The organism is Bacillus sp. AFS040349 (assembly GCF_002577655.1).
In the GTDB taxonomy this organism is placed as follows: domain Bacteria; phylum Bacillota; class Bacilli; order Bacillales; family Bacillaceae; genus Metabacillus.
This window is the reverse complement of record NZ_NUMC01000027.1, coordinates 1-20,245: the sequence shown is the minus strand read 5'-3', so window position 1 is coordinate 20,245 and position 20,245 is coordinate 1. Positions and strand designations below refer to the sequence as shown.

The following is a 20,245-nucleotide window of genomic DNA, read 5'->3' as shown; positions in this document are numbered from 1 at the left end:
AGATTTTCAGTGGCCTCTCTTAGATCGGCGGTCTTTTTTTGTGGAGAATCCTATTAAACACTTCTTATTCTATATTTACTATAAATCCATTTAAAGTAAAAAAATAGAAAGTTGTTATAAAATCTCACAAAAAACTGATAGTTTCTAGTTACCTAGTAAGAAGATAAGAAAATAATCTTACAAAATGCAAAAGAAACAAATAGAACGTTTTAACATTATGTAAGGTGTCGAACAAAATATAAGAAAGTACAATCATTATATGATGAATACGAAAAGAGAAAGGAGTGAAGGGTAACTACTATTTTTTACGTTAAATACGGTATAAGAAAAGCTTCCTTAATAATAGAAAAAGTGGGGAATAAGGGGGACTATAGGTGAATCGAGAAAGGAAAGAAATTTCGTTAACTGACCTAAAACAAAATTTCGAAGAAGTGGAAAAAGGACTTTCAAATCGAGAAGCCTTGGAAGAAGCAAATCGATGTTTATACTGTTATGACGCTCCTTGTATCAAGGCATGTCCTACAGGAATTGATATTCCTTCCTTTATCAAAAAAATCTCAAGTGGGAATCTAAAAGGCTCTGCCAAGACAATTATGCAATCAAATCCAGTTGGCGCTAGTTGTGCCCGGGTATGCCCAACAGAGGAACTTTGTGAGGGGGCATGTGTCCTAAATTATTCTACTAAGCCAATCATGATAGGAAATCTACAAAGATTTGCAACAGATTGGGCCATTCATAATGAACAGGTTCTTTTTAAAGAAGGGAAGAAAAATGGCAAACGTGTAGCGATTATAGGAAGTGGTCCAGCAGGACTATCAGCAGCTAGAGAGCTAGCTCGATTAGGCTATCAAGTCACCATTTTTGAGGCAGAGAAAAAGGCTGGAGGGTTAAACACATATGGCATTGTGTCCTTTCGTCTACCTCAAAAAGTTACGTATTGGGAAGTTGATCAGGTGAAAAAGCTGAATGTAGAATTCAAAACAAACACTAGGGTCGGTACTGATGTTTCTGTAGAAACGCTTCTCAGGACTTACGATTCTATCATTCTAGCGGCAGGTATGGCACAGGTTCCGAAGTTAAATATAGAAGGAGAAGAAGCTATTGGAGTTTACGATGCCATTCATTTTGTTAAAGAAACAAAATCAACAGAGATTCCGACAAACCTTATTGGAAAGAAGGTAGCGGTTATTGGAGCTGGTAACACAGCCATTGATGCAGCAACCTGTTCTGTAAGGTTAGGTGCAGCAAACGTAAAAATTATTTATCGTCGTACCTTTAAGGAAATGACTGCCTATGACTTTGAATTTGAGTTTGCTAAACAGGATGGAGTTGAATTTAGTTGGTTAACTGCTCCAAAAAGAATTATTTCAGATGAAACTGGAAAAGTCGTTGGCCTTGAGTGTATCAAAATGGAGTTATCTGAAAAAAGTGAGGATGGTAGAAGGTACCCGGTAGAGATTGAAGGGTCTGAGTATGTTATGGAAGTAGACGCAGTCATACGTGCAATCGGACAATCGAGGCATAATCAATTGCTGGAAAACCTAGAGGTTGAACATCAGGCTGGAGTAGTTATTCTTGCAAATGGTTCACAGCAAACGTCTAATCCAAAAGTGTTCGCTTGTGGTGATGTTATTTTTGGGAAAGGTCAAGGTGAGGCCATGGTTGTGTCAGCAGCACAACAAGGAAAATTAGCTGCCTATGAACTTCATCAAAAGCTAGGTAGTGAAGCTATTGAAACAGCATAGTAAAGTATGACTTAGGTAATAAGGAGGTATAAGTATGGCTGATTTACATATTAATTTTGCCGGAATTAAATCACCCAATCCGTTTTGGTTGGCCTCTGCTCCTCCCACAAATTCCGGATACCAAGTACAACGAGCGTTTGAAGCTGGTTGGGGTGGTGCTGTTTGGAAGACTTTAGGTGAACCGATCATTAATACTTCTTCACGCTTTGCAGCAGTTAGTTTTAATGGCCAAAGAGTAGCAGGTTTTAATAATATCGAGCTTATTACTGATCGACCACTTGAGGTGAACTTAAAAGAAATATACGAAACAAAGAAGAAATTTCCCCATCATGCAATTATTGCTTCAGTAATGGTTGAACCGAAACAGGAGAAATGGCATGAAATTATAAAAAGGGTAGAGGATGTCGGTGTAGATGGATTTGAACTAAACTTTGGATGTCCTCACGGTATGGCTGAACGGGGGATGGGTGCTGCTTCTGGTCAAGTCCCTGAATTAGTTGAAAAGCAAACATCTTGGGTAAAGGAGGTTGCCACATCCCCAGTTATTGTAAAGCTCACTCCTAATATTACAGATATAACTGTAACAGCTGAAGCGGCTGTACAGGGGGGAGCGGACGCCATTAGTATGATTAACACAATAAATAGTTTAGCAGGAGTGGATATTCATTCATGGAAAACAATCCCACATGTTGGTGGCAAAGGAGCGCACGGTGGCTACTGTGGGCCAGCAGTTAAACCAATTGCACTCAACATGGTAGCAGAATGTGCAAGAAATTCTAAAATTAATGTCCCTATTTCAGGGATAGGTGGCATTTCCAACTGGCAGGATGCAGTTGAATTTTTACTAATGGGAGCAACTGGAGTTCAAGTATGTACAGCTGCTATGCACCATGGCTTTCGAATTGTTGAAGATATGATTGAGGGTCTATCAAACTATCTAGATGATAAAGGGCTTAATTCTATCATGGAGGTTGTTGGAAAGTCTGTAACCAATTATTCTGAATGGGGAAATTTGGATTTAAACTATAAAGTAGTTGCTCGAATTAACAATGATACTTGCATTAATTGTAATAAGTGTCATATTGCGTGTGAAGATACATCACACCAATGTATTGACTTGCTAAGAGATCCGATAGGAAAGACTTCATTAAAGGTAAGAGAAGAAGATTGTGTAGGTTGTAATTTATGTTCAATTGTATGTCCAGTAGATGGGGCAATCGATATGGTAGAGGTGAAAAGTGAGCTTCCACCAATGAGCTGGAATGAGCGACAATCTGTATTAGCAACTATGACTAATAGTAGTGTTAACCTAGTAAAATGAAATGGGGTGTTTCTCTTGAAAAAGTTAATTACAAACGGAACGATTGTAACTGCAGTAGACACGTACCAGGCAGATATAGTAATAGAAAATGAGAAGATTATCGCAATCGGAAGTAATCTTCATATAGAAGTAGATGAAGTCATTGACGCAAAAGGGGCATATCTCTTTCCTGGAGGAATAGACCCCCACACACACCTTGACATGCCATTTGGAGGTACAGTGACGAAGGACGACTTTGAGACAGGCACGATTGCAGCGGCATTTGGTGGAACTACGACTGTTATTGATTTTTGTTTAACAAACAAAGGAGAACCATTAAAAAAGGCAATCAAAACATGGCATGATAAATCAGAAGATAAAGCAGTTATTGATTATAGCTTTCATCTAATGATTGGAGAAATTAATGAAGAAGTGCTAAGTGAACTTACTAGTGTTATAAACGATGAAGGAATTACATCATTCAAAGTATTTATGGCATACAAAGATGTGTTTCAAGCTGATGATGGAACATTATACCGTACATTAGAAGCAGCAAAAGAGCTTGGTGCGCTAGTTATGGTCCATGCTGAAAATGGGGATGTGATCGATTATTTGACAAAGAAGGCATTGGCGGAAGGGAATACTGAACCAATCTATCATGCACTGACAAGACCACCAGAAATAGAAGGTGAAGCAACAGGCAGAGCAGCAAAATTAACAGAGTTAACGAATTCACAACTATATGTGGTCCATGTTTCATGTCAGGATGCCGTAGAAAAAATCGCCGAAGCAAGAAGTAAAGGGGTAGATGTGTGGGGAGAAACATGTCCACAGTATTTAGTTCTAGATAAAACGTATTTAGAAAAACCAAATTTTGAAGGGGCAAAATATGTATGGTCACCACCACTTAGGGAGAAACATCATCAAGAAGTTCTTTGGAATGCTTTGAAAAGCGGTGAGCTTCAAACATTAGGTTCAGATCAATGTTCGTTTGACTTTAATGGGCAAAAATCCTTAGGCAAAAATGATTTTACAAAGATTCCAAATGGAGGTCCAATGATTGAGGATCGAATGAGTATTCTATTCTCTGAGGGGGTGAAAAAAGATCGAATTACCCTAAATCAATTCGTTGATATCACCTCAACACGAGCTGCAAAGTTATTTGGCTTATTTCCTCAAAAGGGAACAATAGCAGTAGGTTCAGATGCTGACATTGTTATTTTTGATCCGAATGTAGAGAGAATAATTTCTGCAGAAACCCATCATATGGCTGTCGATTATAATGCCTTTGAAGGTATGGCAGTAACCGGAGAACCTGTTTCTGTTTTATCTAAAGGAGAATTTGTTGTTCGTGACAAATTTTTTGTAGGTAAAGCTGGAAAAGGTAAGTTTATAAAGAGAGCTAAGTATGGACAACATTCCGTCCGAGAACTGGAAATAAAGATACCATTGTAAAAAAACATAACAAAGAAGGCAATCGGCCTTTTGCTGATTGCTTTCAATCTACATTTCACCTCTTGTGCCTTTCCTGAATCTCTATCAACTGTATTTCAAGAAGAAATGATAAATCTAGGAGGTTATTAATATGGCAAAAAATTACTTGAAGTCTCCAGATCTATTACCGATATCTCATGATAAAAAGAAAATTGGAGCCGTTGGCTTTTCATTTATATGGGTTGGGATGGCTGTTGTATTAGCAGCTTTCGCTATTGGTGGAGCGGGTGTACAAAGCTTATCCTTAGGCTGGGTTGTTATTGCTACTATTATTGCTTCTTTGGCACTTGGTTTTCTAATGACAATGACAGGTGATATTGGGGTTGAACATGGTTTATCGTTTCCTGTTTATATGAGGGCACCTTTTGGGACAGTGGGAACACATATACCATCGATTGTTCGTGGTTTTGTCGCATCTTGCTGGTTCGGAGTTAACACATATTTTGGATCAACTGCTATGAACGCGATCTTGGCAACAATGGTTGGATTTGATAATTGGTTTGCATGCTTCATTATTTTTGGTGCTCTCCAAGTGGCGAATACAGCGTTAGGGATAAAAGCTGTTGAACGTTTTGCTGACTTGGCAGCACCTATCATCATTATTATTTCGGGATGGATGTATTTCACCTTATCAGATCAAGCATTACAACAGGGCCGTGAAGTATGGTCTTGGATTGAAAGTCCTGTAACAGGAGGGGCTGCAGTTACTGCATTTATCGTTGTTATTATGTCTAATATGGGGTTTTGGGGAACGCTAACAGCTGATATGCCTTCATTATCTCGTTTTGTAAAAGCGCCTTTACATGAGCGGAATTGGTTTAAGCGTAATAAAGCGCAAATAGCAGGAAATTTGATTGCATATCCAATCGTTCAAACATTTATGGTAATGATCGGTGCCGTTTCTTATGTGGCTGTGTCAAACTATGATCCTGTTGTAGCTTTACAACAATCAGCTAGCGGACTTATTTTAGGTATTCTTTTATTAATGATTGTGTTTGCTCAATGGTCAACAAATATAACAGCTAACTTAATACCTGCAGCAACAATCTTCTCAAATGTTGGAGGACCGAAAATTCCATTTTGGGCAGGTGTTGTCGTTGCAGGAATTGTAGGTGTCATCGTTCAACCTTGGAGTTTGTTTGGAATTATTACACAAATTTTATTAATTATTGGGGGAGTACTTTCCGCAATTGTTGGAATCTTAATTGCTGATTATTATTTGATTCGTAAGCGTCGGGTAAATGTACCTGATTTATATGAAAGTGATGGACAATACCATTACGCAAACGGAATAAACTGGGCAGGTTTAATTTCATGGATTCTTGGAGGAGGAGCTGCCGTCATCTTCGCGAATTACTCGTTTATTGTGGGATTTGCAGTTGGAGCAATTAGTTATTTGCTTTTAGGAAAGTATTGGTGGTTTGAGAAATATAAACAAGCAGAGTTAACAGATCCTAGCGACGAGAAATATTTAGGAATCTCTGTCGGTAGGAATTGGAAAATTGAAGTCGGGCAAGAGGTTGAAACGGATGTTGCAATCTCACCAAATCCAACGGCAGAGAAAGTGTAGACAGGAGGAATATAGAATCATGTCTGAATATAAGGAATTTCTACAAGAAAAAGAAAAAATAGATAGCTTATTAGATCAGGGATTTCAGATTGTAGGTGTTATAGAAAATGTGAGTGGAGCGTTTGTTACTTTTGAAAAAGGAGATGACGGTGAAAAGGAAGTAAGGCAAATTCAAATTAAAATGGCAGAGGCAAGAAAATATTTTTCAACTCTTTTATGGATAAAAAAAGCAACATAATCTTTAATGAAACAGGACGATAGATCAAGGTCCTGTTTTTTCTATTGTTAGTAAATATTACAACTTCATGGTTGTTCCATATATTTCTATTTATAATACTTGTTATTATGATAGAAAAGGTGGTTGGCCAATGAAATCATACATCTCAATTAAAAAAATATTAGAGAGAAAGCACTTTGAAGAAGCTGAAATTGTTGCTGGTGAAAAAGGATTAGGGCATCAGATAAAATGGGTTCATGTTGTAGAGTCTATTCAAATAAGTAATTTATTAAAGGGAAGCGAACTTATTTTATCTACTGGTCTTGGTTGGAAGGAAGAGCCTGAACAACTTTTTTCTTTTGTGAGACAATTAATCGATTGTCATGCTGCAGGTCTATGTATTGAAATGAATACTTATATTAAAGATATTCCACAAAACGTAATAGATTTAGCAAATTCTCATCAATTCCCAATTATATTATTCCATAAAGAAGTGCTATTTGTAGAAATTACTCACGATATTCATTCCCTCATCATCAATAATCAATATCAACTCCTCTCTGATTTAGAGCAATATTCTCAAATATTAAATAAAATGATTATAGAAATAGACCAACATAAAGATGTTTTATTATTCCTTCAGAAATATTTAGATGTACAGGTTTTTGCAGTATTTCATTCTGGGAAAATTGAAAGCTTTCCTAACATGACAGAAAAACTAAAGCAACAGGTGTTGAACAGAAAAAAGGCTGAGAATAATGAAAGATCAATAACTAAGCCTGTCCAGATCTTTGGTGATACATATGCAGAGATAACGATTGTTTCTACTGGTCGCCTGCTTAATGATTTCGATTCATTAATCTTAGATCGAACAACAACTGTTCTAGGGCAATTTTGGTTAAGAGATTTATATGTGAGTGAAAAAAGAATCGATAGTGAAAAGAATTGGCTGACAGATTGGATAGAAGGGGAGCTAAGGGAAGATGTATTAGTCGAGCAATTATCGAAGACAGAGCGATCTTCTCCATTTACAGGTGCTGTTGTTTGGGTTTGTAAAGTAAAAGATGGTACAGACACAGCTGGTTCTGGTCGTGTGCCTGCTGCGCTTAATGATTTAGTAGGTTTAAAGCCAAGCTTAGGAGCATGGCCGACAAAGGGTGTTGTACCTGCTTGTGCTAGCCTTGATTGTGTAACAGTTTTTTCACATAGTTTAGAAGAAGCATATAAAGTAGATGCGATTGCTAGAGGTTTAGATCAAGAAGATCCTTGGTCTCGTGATCTTGCCAATCCACAAGCTAAGCTTCCTAAGAAAATCTGTTTACCAAAAGATGATTTAACGTTTTATGGTCCCTTTGCTAAGGAATATAAAAAAGCTTGGGATGGAGCTGTTAAACAAATCAAACAATTAAAAATCCAAATTGAATACATTGACTATCAATTCTTTGCAGAAGCAGCGGCGATTCTTTATGATGGACCGTTTGTAGCGGAACGATGGGCTGATCTAGGCGGATTTATTACTGAACATCCAGAAGTAACTTTCCCGGTAACGGAAAAAGTCCTTCGTTCAGGTTCACAACCACAACATGATGCTGCATCTGTATTTCATTCCATGCACAAGTTACAAGAATTTAAATTAAAGAATAGCAAACTACTACAGGATGCTGTTCTTGTTACGCCAACTGCAGGTGGAACATGGACTCGTGATCAAGTCCGTGAAGACCCGATTAAAACAAATAGTGATATGGGGCTATATACAAATCACTGTAATTTGTTAGATTTGTGTGCGGTTGCCGTGCAAGCCGGAGAAGCAGCCGTAAACCTGCCTTTTGGAATTACATTCTTTGCATTGTCTCAGAATGAAGGATTGATTGAAGGAGCTGCTGAGACATTTGTTAATAAAATGCCCGCAAAACAAGAAACCACTTTAGTTGCAGTATGTGGTTTGCATATGAGAGGCTTTCCGTTAGAAAAGCAAATGCTTGAATTCGGTGCGACCTTTGTCCGTGAAGCTGTGACAGCTGAAAAATACCAATTTGTGAAACTAGCTACAGAACCTGCAAAACCTGGATTGATTAAGAAACCAACAGGTGGAAAGGCAATTGAACTAGAAATCTGGGAAATGCCGCTTTCCTCATTTGGTGCCTTTGCTGCGTTAATTCCTGCGCCACTGGGAATAGGGAAAGTTGAGCTACAAGATGGTGTAGAAGTACCGGGGTTTATTTGTGAAGGATACGCATCTGAAGAGGCAGAAAACATTTCAGATGCTGGAAGTTGGAGAAAAATACTATCAGGAATTTAACAATTATAATAAAAATGTACCCTTGCTTAAAAGTGTTGAGCAAGGGTTTTTATGATTTTTAATTAATGGGTATGTTGCACATTTTAGCCCAGAAAGACATATAAAAATACAGTTACTTTATAAAGTGTTCTTAGTAGAAATATTTCTCTATTGCATCGGTTGAATAGAGTTTTGGTAAGTTGTTAAAAATGGAGGGCTATAAATGAAAAAGGCAAAAGAATTACTGCATTTACCAGTTATTAGTATTTCCGAAGGTAAACAGCTTGGAATGATTAAAGATTTGATTATTAATCCTGAAGACAAATCAGTGAATTATTTAATCATAGGACAGGATGATTGGCAGGTAAGCCTTAATGCACTTACTTATGACAACGTCGTAGGGGTTGGAGATTCTGCGGTTATGATTGAAAAGAAAAATTCAATTATTGGGCTAGACGATATCCCTTTTTTAAATAAAATGGTCCCATTAATCGGCTCTCAGGTTATAACAAGGGGTGGGGAACACTCAGGTGTTATATCAGATTACTATTTTAATGAAGAAAATGGACATTTGGAAAGTTTACTTATCCATTCAGCTAACAATAAATTTTTCTTACCAATCGAAAATGTACTATACCTTGGTAAAGAGCGGGTCATAACAAATGAAACTTCATCAGAGATGGTTCCTATTTTAGAAACAGAAGAGCAATTCGGAGGTAAGGCAGTGAAAAAAAGCAATAAAAAAGAAGCGTTAAAAGATATGTTAAATGAATTAATACTAAACGAACTTCCTAAATTAAGTAATTTAAATAATGATTACGATTCTGATAAATAAAAATAAGACTGGGTTATATGTGTTTTCCCGTTCATGCTACTTTTATTTGTTAATAAAATCTGATAAAAAGAAAATCCTTCTCAGTCGGTTAGCTGAGGAGGATTCCTTTGTTGATAAAACCCTCAATCTTTCATAAGTAATTATTGAAAAAGAAGGACTTTACAAAACAAACTTGAAGTATTTTAAGTGTGAAAAACTTATTTATTCCAAAGAGGTGGCAAAGTGAAGAAAAAAGTTGTGGTATATAGAGAAGTTACTGAAAAAGTTATAAATATTTTAAAGGAAAAGTATGAGGTAAGCTATTTCAAAAATTTACATACAAATAATTATGATGAATTTCTGAAAGAGCTTCATTATGCGGATGGATTACTAGGAGCCAGCATGAAAATAAATAAAGAACTTTTACATCATGCACCATATTTAAAAGTTATTTCTAATATTTCGGTAGGCTATGATAATCTCGACTTAGAAGAGTTAAAGAATAGGGGAATTTTAGCAACCAATACACCGGGAGTTTTAAACGATACAACAGCAGATACAATCTTTGGTTTACTTATCGCTACCGCTAGAAGAATGACGGAGCTTGATCATTATGTGAAATCTGGGAAATGGAATGGAAGTAAAAATGAAGATTTATTTGGTGTTGATGTTCACCATAAAAAATTAGGGATCATTGGAATGGGGAGTATCGGACAAGCTATTGCAAAACGAGCTCATTTTGGCTTTGATATGGAGATATTATATCACAATCGTTCAAAAAACAAAGAAGCCGAAGAGAAGTTTGGTGCGATTTATTGCTCGTTAGATGAGTTGCTTACTCAATCTGACTTTGTTTGTCTTATGATCCCACATACCCCTGATACAGAAAAGATGATCGGCGAAAGGGAATTTCAATTAATGAAAAATACGGCGATTTTTATTAACGGATCAAGAGGGAAAAACGTTGATGAGCAAGCGTTAATTAAAGCTTTACAACAAAATTGGATATTACGTGCGGGTCTCGATGTATTTGAAAAAGAACCTATAGATAAGGATAACCCTCTAGTAACGCTGCCTAATGTAGTGACATTACCCCACATAGGATCCGCTACAAAAGAAACAAGAGAAAAAATGGCGATGTTAGCAGCGGAAAATCTTGCAAAAGCACTAGAAGGGGAAATGCCTCCTAACCTTATAAGATAGTTAACGAGGGACAGGTCAATGATCTGTTTCTTTTCTAGGTTTACCTTTTCATTTTTCCTTTAAGGACTATATATTTTTTACAGGGAATCTATGTTTCAAGCATTTCAACTAAAGCTTATTTTTCAATATAAAACGAGATCTAAAAAGATCTCGATTTTACTTGGACCCGATTTATTTTGTATAGTCAGGGTTTTGGTATTTTTGAAGGGTATTTTTTAACATGGTCTTATAGACTTCTTTTAGGTCTAGAGATTTTTTCTCAGAGTTCTTTTCAGTTTCTAATTTAGTTTTTTGAATGTTACTTTTTATTGGTGGCTCATTATAATTGGGTAAAACCGACTTGAAATACCCGTTCTTTTTGCAATCTTCAATAAAAAAGTAGTCTTCAGCTCTTGTTCTTTTTTGAAACTGTACCTTGTTATAAACTTCTTTTCTAAAAATGAGTGTTGCTCCTGAAACTGTATCATCATAAGAGTTCTCTTTGTTTTGAATAAGCATTAGTGCCTTTTTATTTGTAAAATAAACGTAATATGAACTTTTTCCAAGAATAAAGATTTCATCATTTTCAAATACTCTCATGGAGTTTGAGAGATAGTTTGGGCCATAGTAGTCATCATCATCAAATTTCGCAATGTAGTCATAATTCGCTTTTAAAATGCCAAAATTAAGACAGTCTCCTAATGTGGCTCCTTCATGTAATTGAAACACGCGGACATTCGGATATTTCTCGGCTTCTTTCTGCCACTTACTTAGAACTAAATCATCTTTATTTAGGATGATAATTAGCTCTTTTTCATTCCATTGCTGTTGTTCATAATTTGTAAAGACATTGTCCATGAACTGATCTCTTATCGTACAGGTAATAATAGATACTTTCATCGGTATTACTCCCTTTAAGTTATTGAGTTAAGTAAAGATGATCTTTTCAGTTAATTTAGTTAACTTGTTGTAACGATTTAATTTGTTCAGTTTCATCAATTCACTGAGCAAATCATTTTTCTGTTCTATAGATAAACCTGTTGCACCCAAGATGTTTTTATGCCTGACATCTATTTTTAACAGTAAAGAAATCGTTACAAGGATCTTGATAAACATTTTGTTGAACAATAAAAATTCATAAAGGTCATTCTCCAGAAAATCATAATATTCCATAAGTACTTCATTCATCTCATATAGATTTGCTAGTTGACTTAACTCAATTCCTAAAATAAGAACGTCGATATCAGGATGTTTTGTTAGAAAAAGATAATAATTCTCGATCGCTTCTTGCCAATTATCCGAGCTGATGGGATGTTCTTGATGATAACTAATCACTTTATCACTTGCTAAGTATTCCGCACCTGCCTCATATAGACGGTATCCAAGCTCCCAATCTTCGTAGCCGTAGCCCACAAAATCCTCGTCAAATCCACCGACTTTATCTAGCAAAGATTTTCTTAAGGAAACATTGCCTGTTAAAAAAGCCATCCACGGAAATGAAAATCCATCTAAGTTAGAGCCGTATTGCTCCAATATGAAGCTAAACCACGAAGATTTTTCAAAGCATAAGGTTTTGTAGCTTCCATCATCAAAGTCACTATTTTCTAGCAAAGGAAAAGGCGTTGACAATGAGTGTTGATATTCTAAAGATCGAGATGAAAGCTTTGGATCGCCTTTAATCATCTCCTTAATTTCTTGCACTTGTTCTGGTTTAAAGCTTGGAAAAATACATGAATACAAGGCGTTATAGGACATGGCACCCGTTACAATTAAGTTGTTTTTTTGTTGATGATATTGATAATGATTTTGAATAAAACTTGGTTCTACGTACATTTCGGCATCTAAAAAAATAATGACTTTTCCACATGCTTGTTGAATACCTAAATTTCTTACTTTTGCTCGACCGTTGTTTGATTTACAGCGAATATAGTGAAAATGGTAAGGGGGGTGGTAATTCTCTAATAGTTCGGGTGTTTGATCTGTGGAAGCATCATCTAACAAAAAAACCTCTACTTTCGAAAGATCAAAGTGTTGTTTTTCTAGAGAGTAAAGAGTGATTAAATTCAATGGATATTTATTGTAAGACGGAATAATAATACTTACTTCAATCTCTTTAGGAGTCTGAATGTTTCTTGTTATAAATGAATCATTTTTCATGTAATTGAACATACAGCTGAAACAACCTTTCTCGATGTATTAGAATCGAATTTAATAATATAAGATATAAAGATTACTGAGGAATGTATAAGCGAGTATCTATTTTTACATGGAAATGGTTACATGTCATTTAGGAGTTTTAAAAATGAAGCTTGGCTATTAGGAACATGTTCTTATAAGATTCATATTTTAATATAGAGGTGATAAACATGTCCGAATGGTATGGCGTTTTGATTTATATGAATCTTGTTGTGTCAGTTTTAACGTATATATACTTTTATAAAAGACGAAAGTTAATTGGTTTTCATTTAGGCATGAACATAGCGATGGTTACTGGTGGTAGCATTGCGATCGGCACGGGAGTTATTCTAATTAATCAATTTCCGCTTCATTTTCTAGAAATTACTATTGTTGCAACAATAACAGGATTAATAATAGGTAGCTTATTTGGTGGGCTTTTTGATTATCAAACGTTATTAACAGGCTTTATCAATGGATTGATGATGGGAATTATGTCCCCTATGATCGGTGCAGCAGCAAGTGGAACGATATTTATTCTGTTTCTTGAGTTCTGTATTATTGGAGCATTTGGATTACTTATTCTTTCATCAAAAAATTCTTCTTAAGATAGGTGAAAAAATTGAACGCCATTGTGTTGACAATCTTAATAACAAACTGTCTTATTTCGTTATTTGGTTATCGAATCTTATTTCGTTCTCGCTATCTTTTTAGTGATCGTTTCGGGTTTATCGTTTCAATAACAGGAGGTAATATTGTAAGTCTTGTGATCACAAACAACCTTTTTTATTTATTCTCTAATCATTTTATTGTGATCAGCTTTATGAATCTTATCATCGGTGTAGCTGTAGGGGTGACGATAGGTTCTTTATTAAACTCGCAAACTCTAATTGCAGGCATTTACAGTGGTGGCACAGGCGCCGTAATGGGGACGATGATAGGAGCAGTTTCATTAGATCCTTCAATTTGTAGCCTTCCTACACAAATTTATAATCAGCAAGAGCTGGTCCTCTTTTTCGGTCTATTTGGTTTATTTCTTCATCTTCTTACAACCCTTCTATTGTTATATGCAATGAAAGTATAATCCCAGTTTAACCAAGATAACTAGCAAGATCTTTATTGACACATAGACTAATAGAAATTTTATCTGGAGGTGAAAGTTTTGAAAACAGGTATTCGACATGATCAATATGTGAAAAAGCTGTTGGAAGAAAGACAGAAAGAAGAGAGAAAAAAAGATCTTATATATGAAAATGGGGAACGAATTACATCTCCATCAGGCTCAACATCAATAGAAGAAATACGGATATTTAATGAGTATATGGAACAAGCAAACTTATTTAACATAACTAAAGCATTTCCAAGTCAAAGAAAACCTCTGATGTTAAAAAAATTCTTTAAAATGAAGCGATATCAGCAAGTAGAGATTTATTCACAACATGGAGAGGAGGCCGTTCGTACTCTTGGAAAAGTAACAGCGGTAGGAAGAGATTTTGTGATGATTACTAACTTGAAGGATCGCATTTGGTTTCCATATCAGTCTATTCTTTCCGCCAATATCCCTTCTGGTATTCCAAACTATTCAAACAGCCATCAATCGTTTATTTTCGATAATGATCTAAAAAGAAAATTGCTCTATGAATTTGGACAGACTGTTTCAAAACGTGATGCATTAATTCAGCAATTTTATGAGGAGACTTTGCGTACGAATTTAAATACATGGAAGGGTTTATGGGTGAAAGTTCATATAACAGATGGAACTCGCTCGGGTCAAATCGCAGATATAAGAAATAATGTACTAATTATCAAATCCGGGAAGAGCAAATTGGACATTGATTTAGAAAAAATTAACTCAATACAAAGTTTGCGCTTCTTATCATTTTTAACTTTTTTTTCCAAAATATAGGTTGTTATATGAAACAATGTTTCGTGTTTCTAATACTATATAATATTAGGTCGAAAGGAGGAATTAGATTTGAATACTGAAGATGAAATTTTTAGAGAGCTGAAAAAGTTAATTGGTGAGGATGTCTTAATTATAACAGAAGCATCTCAATTAAATTTGCTAGGTCAAACATTTCGTCCGATTTTCTGCGGACCTATAGTTGAGGTAGAAATAGGTCATGTCACGATAAGTCCTGCCACGATAAAAATATTAAATGCACCATTTTATCAATTTCCGACTCCATTATCGATACCACTTGAAAAAATTGCCCAATTTACTCCGAATTTTGATTGTGATGAGAGATTTCCACTTATTTAACATGAATTGGAAAGGAAGATGATTAAAAAGTGAACGTAAATTCGAATGGCCCAACGATCAATGTTATTAGTGACCAAGCAATAACGGATCATTTTACTGAGAATATTGGGAAACGAGCATTTATTCTTACTCCATCGTATCCCTTTATGTTTGTCGGTGAAATCCTGGATGTAATGGAGGATATGGTTTTAATAGACGTTGAAGCGACTCATTTTGCTCAGTTAGAGAATCGAACTTGGTTTATTCACATTCATAATATTGAGGTTTTTTATATTGAACAAGAAGGTGGAGTGGAAATTCCTGAACTATCAGACTAATAGAAAGGAGGGACACTATGATACGGCGATACCATGTCGTTGCGATACCCATTCGAATTGTTGTTAACAATTTTGGAGACTACAACCCGGATGGAAGAATATACGTGTTAAAAGAGAACGTAGATGAAGTAAGAGACTGCGTTCGTAAAAATCCGTTTACCCCTGTAGATTTAGTGCAGCCACTAACAATACGTGCAAATGAAGGGGATGTAGTGGAAATTCTTTTTGAAAATCAACTACCTTTTGCTGCAGGTATGCACTTTCAAGAAGCGGATTATGATGTATTAACATCTGATGGGGCTAATGTAGGCTTTAACCCAAACACATTAGTTGAGTGTGGAGAATCAATTTTGTATAAAATTTTTGCTACTAAAGAAGGAACCTACTTTTTTACAGACTTAGGTAATGTTGCAAGTACAGAAGAAGGTTCAAGTATTCAAGGATTATTTGGTGCCCTGCTCGTTGAAAAAAGAGGCTCCTGGTGGACCGATCCTGTCACGGGTGGTCCAATAAATAGTGGTGTTTATGCGGATATCCACAACCCATTTCTGCCTTCATTTAGAGAGTATGCATGGTTTTTTAATGACGAAATGGAAGTGAATGACTTAACAGGAAACAGACCTTTAAATCCAATTACAAATCAGGAATCTGAATCGTTTCATGGAGTTAACTTACGATATGAACCATTGAGAAATAGATTAAGGTTAATTGAAGAAGGTGTTGTTAGTCCAGAACTTGAAGGAGAAGAAGTCCACCATGATTCTTGGGTATTTGGTGATCCAGCTACTCCGATATTAAGAGGGTATAAAGGCGATCCGGCTATTATAAGATTGATTCATGGTGCTTCAAAAGAAACGCATGTTTTTCACTATCATGTCCATCAATGGCTTCGTGATCCAAGCAATACATTATCAGAAATTGTTGATTCACAAGCGATTAGTCCTCAATCGCACTATGATGTTAGCCCACTTTATGGACTCGGAAGTCTTCACGGAGCATTCGGTGATGCGATTATCCACTGTCATTTATATCCACACTTTGAAGCAGGGATGTGGGGAATTAATCGTATTTTCGACACTCTACAAGATGGAAGCCAGTGTTATCCAAACGGTGTACCAATTGCGCCGCTACAACCTTTACCTGATCGACCTTGTCCACCGCAGCCAACAAAAGAAAATCCTGGGTTCCCGAACTTTATTCCAGGTAAAGTAGGATGTAAAGCACCTCGGCCTCCACTTGGGATCGTTGGTGGCCGGGAAATGACTGAACTAGAAAAAAATGCAGCGGTTCCTAATGCTAGACCAGGTGCAGTATTTGTTGATTCATGTTTGTCTAATCCTGTTGTTGTTGAATATAACGTATCTCTTATTGAGTTACCGATTATTTATAATCGACAAGGCTGGCACGATCCGAAAGGGAGGTTCTATGTACTAGATAAAGATTTAGATGATGTACTCGCAGGTAGAAAAGAGCCTGAGCCCCTTGTTTTACAAATACCTGCTAGTTCGTGTATTCGAATGAATTTTACAAATTTGTTACCTCACATTCTTGACGGTGATGCATTCCAACTTGTAACAAGAACTTATGAAGTGGGTTTTCACATTCATTTTGTAAAATTTGATGTGTTAGTCACTGATGGTGCAAATGTAGGTTGGAATTATGATAGCTCGGTCCTACCTGGTCAGACAATACGTTATGAATGGTATGCTGATACCGAATTAAAGGCATTCTTTTACCATGATCATTTGAATGCGACTTCACATGAGCAGCATGGGATTTTTGGTGCAGGTATTATTCAGCCTAGGTTTTCAAAATTTTTTGATAGTCGTACAGGAGAAGAGACGGATTACGGTACTCAAGTAACCGTTGTGAACCCACTTATCCCTGATTATCGAGATCAATCTCTCTTTGTACAGGATTTTGCTTATCTTTTTGATAAAGATGGCTGTCCTATCCAACCACCTGAATTCCCAGGATCACTTGAAGATCCAGGTGTATTTGGGGTCAATTATAAAAATGAACCATTACAATTTAGATTAGGAAAAGACTGTGATCCAGCCTATTCGTTTAGTTCATACGTTCATGGAGATCCTGTCACACCAATTCTAAGAACCTATGAAGGTGATCCAATTCGAATCCGCTTGCTGCAAGGGGCGCACGAAGAATCTCATAGCTTTAATCTACACGGTCTAAAGTGGAAGTCGGAACGGGCTGATTTAGATTCCATGTTTCAAGCTCAACAGCACATAGGAATATCTGAATCATTCACATTTGAAACAGAAGTCCCACTAGCAGGTGATTATTTATGGGCCTTTGAAGATGAAGAGGACGTTTGGTTAGGAACTTGGGGCTTAATACGGGCTTATGATCAACTGGTTGATGATTTGATCGTACTACCAGATCGACCATGTCCACCACCAAGAACAAAGCCATTACCTGAAGTTACAGGTAAGCCACCTGAATTGGCTGATCCTTTATGTTCAATGCCACCTAGGGCATTTTGTGATGCTCCTGTGAGAAAATACGATGTGGTATGTTTCCAAACACCAATTATTTACAATAAGTTTGGTGATCACGATCCATTTGGTATTATTTTTGCCCTTGAAGAAGATGTTGAAGATATTTTATGTGGCAAAAAGAATCCTGAACCACTTGTTTTAAGAGGAAATGTAGGGGACTTAATAGAGGTCACGCTAACAAGTAAATTAAAATTTGATCTGTTTCCATTCCCAGACGGTATTCATCCTTATCCACCAGTAAAGGAGCAAGCTTTCTATCCACCTTCACTTAGAATATCTCTTCATACTAGTCTACTAGACTATGATGTGAAAACATCGAGTGGTGATACGGTAGGATTTAACCCAGATCAAACGGTTGGTCCAGATGAGAAAATCACATATCGATGGTTTGTGGATGGTGCTCATGGAACATGTGCAATGTGGGATGTAGCTGATTTACGTAATCATCGCTCGTTTGGTACATTTGGTGCATTTATTGCTGAACCAAGGTTCACAACCTATCATGACCCATACACATTGTGTGAGGTGAATACTGAGCCAATGTTGTCCTTAAAAACCCATTTTTACCGGAGACAAGAGAATTCGTATTAATTATGCATGATGGAGTCAGACTCGTTGATAAAAAAGATCAGCTTATTATTGATCCAATAGACGGTATCCTCCCACAACCTGATCCTGATGAAGAAGTAGACACGTATGATTTTGGTTCACGTGGGTTTAACTATCGAACAGAGCGTTTAATCAATCGATATCGGGAACATCCAATTTTAGGTGATTTATTTAGTTCTAAAGTTTTCGGTGATCCTTCAACACCTGTTTTTGAAGCATATCCAGGAGATCCAATTACAATTCGCTTAACAAATCCTTCAGAACGAAGACGTTCACATACGTTCCATTTACATGGACATAAGTGGAAATTTGATGCAAAGGATATTGATTCTCGTGTTACTTCCTTTGTTGGCCATATCATTGCTGGAGCAGCTGAAAATCTAGAAATCATTGGTGGAGCTGGAGGGATCTTTAACTTCCCAGGTGATTATATGTACCGTTCAGGAAATATCAGATGGGACATTGAACAAGGAATGTGGGGAATCATTCGTGTTCATGAGGAGCTTCAAAAACATTTGCCAACATTAAAAGAATAGAAATAGGGGAGGAAGGGGATTCCTCCCCAACTTCGAAAGGAGGGAAAAATGTGATTGAGAAATTTGAAAGCTGTGAATTCGGTTGTCCAGAGGTCGTTCCACCGGATGCACCCGATGACTTTTGTATTCCAGAACAATGCTGCCCTGATAAAATAGCCACACCAAAGTTTCCATCGCCAACCACTTGTTTACCAGAGGATGTTCAGCGTGAATTAGAAGAAAGAATTGATGTAGTAAATGAATTATTATTAAACCTAGCATTATCTGGTGAGCAGCCTGAAGAAGCTAGAAGAGATGCTTTTGATGGTTTAATGGGTCTGTTTATTAAGGTGAAGTTAACCTGTGAAGAAGAATTATTAGCAACAAAAAAGAGAATGTCAGTAAAAAAGAAACGATTGCTGAAGAGAAAATTACTTGCAAGAAGACCTAAAGGGTGTGTTAATCTCGTTGGCTGGGATTTTGTTCAATTGAAGCAAGAGGATACTTTCTTCCTTATTCCTTTTGAAAAGATTTGTCTTATTAAATCAGAGGAGCCTCTTCATGAAACTATAGAAGAACCTCAATTAACTAATATTGACCCATGTTTTAGACGCGCTTTAGCCTATAATTTTGGAGAGGTCGTTTCATCATCTCCTGAATTAATTCAACTATTTTTCCGAATACGTCTAAATAACTTTCTCCTTCTACTTTTGGATAAAGAGGTTGAGGTGAAATTGGACAATCAACTAGTTAAAGGTAAACTTATAGATTTGTCGCGTGAATCTATCACGATATGTAGAGAAGGTAAAGAAGATCGTGAAATTCCTCTAAATGTAGTTTGCTTTATGAAATTTAAAGAGTGTCTTGATGTAGATTGATTAAATAGTTTACTGTTACTCCTCTATCATATGGTAGGGGAGTTTCTTTTTGAATATGGGATTAGTTAACACAAAAAATGCCGAGAATTCGCAAAGCGAATCTCAGCATTTAATGCCACATCGTTTAATGAAAAGAAGATTATCTAGCAGCAATGGTCATGATGTCTAAAGCGAGAGCAGCAAGAATGTCTAAAACGTGGGAAACAAGAATGTCTAAAGTGAGAATGGAAAGAATCGCAACGATGTTTAAAAAAGTGGTCAAAGTGGAAGTCATCATGACATAGTGAACGACAACAGCAAGATTTCTTCTTTTTGCATGAACAGCTCATAATTTCACCTCCCTTCAAAATCACGTATTGTCAAAACTTC

At 36.5% G+C, this 20,245-nt stretch carries 16 protein-coding genes and 1 pseudogene; 15 read left to right on the top strand and 2 right to left on the bottom strand.

Annotation, left to right across the window (positions count from 1 at the left end; translation table 11 throughout):
• Window positions 1–374: 374 nt before the first annotated feature.
• The 8 genes from COD11_RS06695 to COD11_RS06660 all read left to right on the top strand — a co-directional run bounded on the left by COD11_RS06695 (window position 375) and on the right by COD11_RS06660 (window position 10,621).
• On the top strand, window positions 375–1,745 hold the full coding sequence (locus COD11_RS06695) for an NAD(P)-dependent oxidoreductase (RefSeq protein WP_255301551.1): 1,371 nt from the start codon (window positions 375–377) through the stop codon (window positions 1,743–1,745).
• A 34-nt stretch (window positions 1,746–1,779) separates the two neighbouring features.
• Entirely contained in the window at window positions 1,780–3,066 is a 1,287-nt protein-coding gene (gene preA, locus COD11_RS06690) for an NAD-dependent dihydropyrimidine dehydrogenase subunit PreA (protein WP_098795987.1), read from the top strand.
• Window positions 3,067–3,081: 15 nt separating this feature from the next.
• Window positions 3,082–4,500, top strand: a complete 1,419-nt coding sequence (gene hydA, locus COD11_RS06685) for a dihydropyrimidinase (protein WP_098795986.1) — start codon at window positions 3,082–3,084, stop codon at window positions 4,498–4,500.
• Between the two features lie 130 nt (window positions 4,501–4,630).
• On the top strand, window positions 4,631–6,109 hold the full coding sequence (locus COD11_RS06680) for an NCS1 family transporter (RefSeq protein WP_098795985.1): 1,479 nt from the start codon (window positions 4,631–4,633) through the stop codon (window positions 6,107–6,109).
• A gap of 19 nt (window positions 6,110–6,128) precedes the next feature.
• On the top strand, window positions 6,129–6,347 hold the full coding sequence (locus COD11_RS06675; protein ID WP_098795984.1) for a hypothetical protein: 219 nt from the start codon (window positions 6,129–6,131) through the stop codon (window positions 6,345–6,347).
• Between the two features lie 130 nt (window positions 6,348–6,477).
• Complete coding sequence (locus tag COD11_RS06670) at window positions 6,478–8,625, top strand: allophanate hydrolase-related protein (protein WP_176551004.1); 2,148 nt, start codon at window positions 6,478–6,480, stop codon at window positions 8,623–8,625.
• A gap of 202 nt (window positions 8,626–8,827) precedes the next feature.
• Window positions 8,828–9,439, top strand: coding sequence for a PRC-barrel domain-containing protein (locus COD11_RS06665; RefSeq protein ID WP_098795982.1), 612 nt, complete (start codon window positions 8,828–8,830; stop codon window positions 9,437–9,439).
• Window positions 9,440–9,661: 222 nt separating this feature from the next.
• Complete coding sequence (locus tag COD11_RS06660; RefSeq protein ID WP_098795981.1) at window positions 9,662–10,621, top strand: 2-hydroxyacid dehydrogenase; 960 nt, start codon at window positions 9,662–9,664, stop codon at window positions 10,619–10,621.
• Window positions 10,622–10,792: 171 nt separating this feature from the next.
• Here COD11_RS06660 and COD11_RS06655 read toward each other — a convergent pair whose 3' ends face one another.
• Together COD11_RS06655 and COD11_RS06650 are read right to left on the bottom strand one after the other, a co-directional pair.
• Complete coding sequence (locus COD11_RS06655; protein ID WP_098795980.1) at window positions 10,793–11,500, bottom strand: glycosyltransferase family 2 protein; 708 nt, start codon at window positions 11,498–11,500, stop codon at window positions 10,793–10,795.
• A 27-nt stretch (window positions 11,501–11,527) separates the two neighbouring features.
• Complete coding sequence (locus tag COD11_RS06650; RefSeq protein WP_218012731.1) at window positions 11,528–12,757, bottom strand: glycosyltransferase family 2 protein; 1,230 nt, start codon at window positions 12,755–12,757, stop codon at window positions 11,528–11,530.
• Between the two features lie 209 nt (window positions 12,758–12,966).
• Between COD11_RS06650 and COD11_RS06645 the strand changes: the two genes are divergently transcribed.
• From COD11_RS06645 to COD11_RS06615, 7 genes and pseudogenes are all read left to right on the top strand, one after another.
• Window positions 12,967–13,383 carry a hypothetical protein gene (locus tag COD11_RS06645; protein ID WP_098795978.1) on the top strand — a complete coding sequence of 139 codons (417 nt, stop codon included), beginning with the start codon at window positions 12,967–12,969 and terminating at the stop codon, window positions 13,381–13,383.
• 14 nt (window positions 13,384–13,397) lie between these two features.
• Window positions 13,398–13,859 carry a hypothetical protein gene (locus COD11_RS06640; protein ID WP_098795977.1) on the top strand — a complete coding sequence of 154 codons (462 nt, stop codon included), beginning with the start codon at window positions 13,398–13,400 and terminating at the stop codon, window positions 13,857–13,859.
• 78 nt (window positions 13,860–13,937) lie between these two features.
• Window positions 13,938–14,681, top strand: a complete 744-nt coding sequence (locus tag COD11_RS06635) for a hypothetical protein (RefSeq protein WP_098795976.1) — start codon at window positions 13,938–13,940, stop codon at window positions 14,679–14,681.
• Between the two features lie 69 nt (window positions 14,682–14,750).
• Window positions 14,751–15,038, top strand: a complete 288-nt coding sequence (locus COD11_RS06630; RefSeq protein WP_098795975.1) for a hypothetical protein — start codon at window positions 14,751–14,753, stop codon at window positions 15,036–15,038.
• A 29-nt stretch (window positions 15,039–15,067) separates the two neighbouring features.
• Window positions 15,068–15,355, top strand: coding sequence for a hypothetical protein (locus COD11_RS06625; RefSeq protein WP_098795974.1), 288 nt, complete (start codon window positions 15,068–15,070; stop codon window positions 15,353–15,355).
• 17 nt (window positions 15,356–15,372) lie between these two features.
• Window positions 15,373–19,019: pseudogene (locus COD11_RS06620) on the top strand (multicopper oxidase domain-containing protein).
• A 50-nt stretch (window positions 19,020–19,069) separates the two neighbouring features.
• Window positions 19,070–19,876: a hypothetical protein gene (locus tag COD11_RS06615; protein ID WP_098795973.1), complete on the top strand. Its 807-nt coding sequence runs from the start codon at window positions 19,070–19,072 to the stop codon at window positions 19,874–19,876.
• Window positions 19,877–20,245 lie beyond the last annotated feature (369 nt).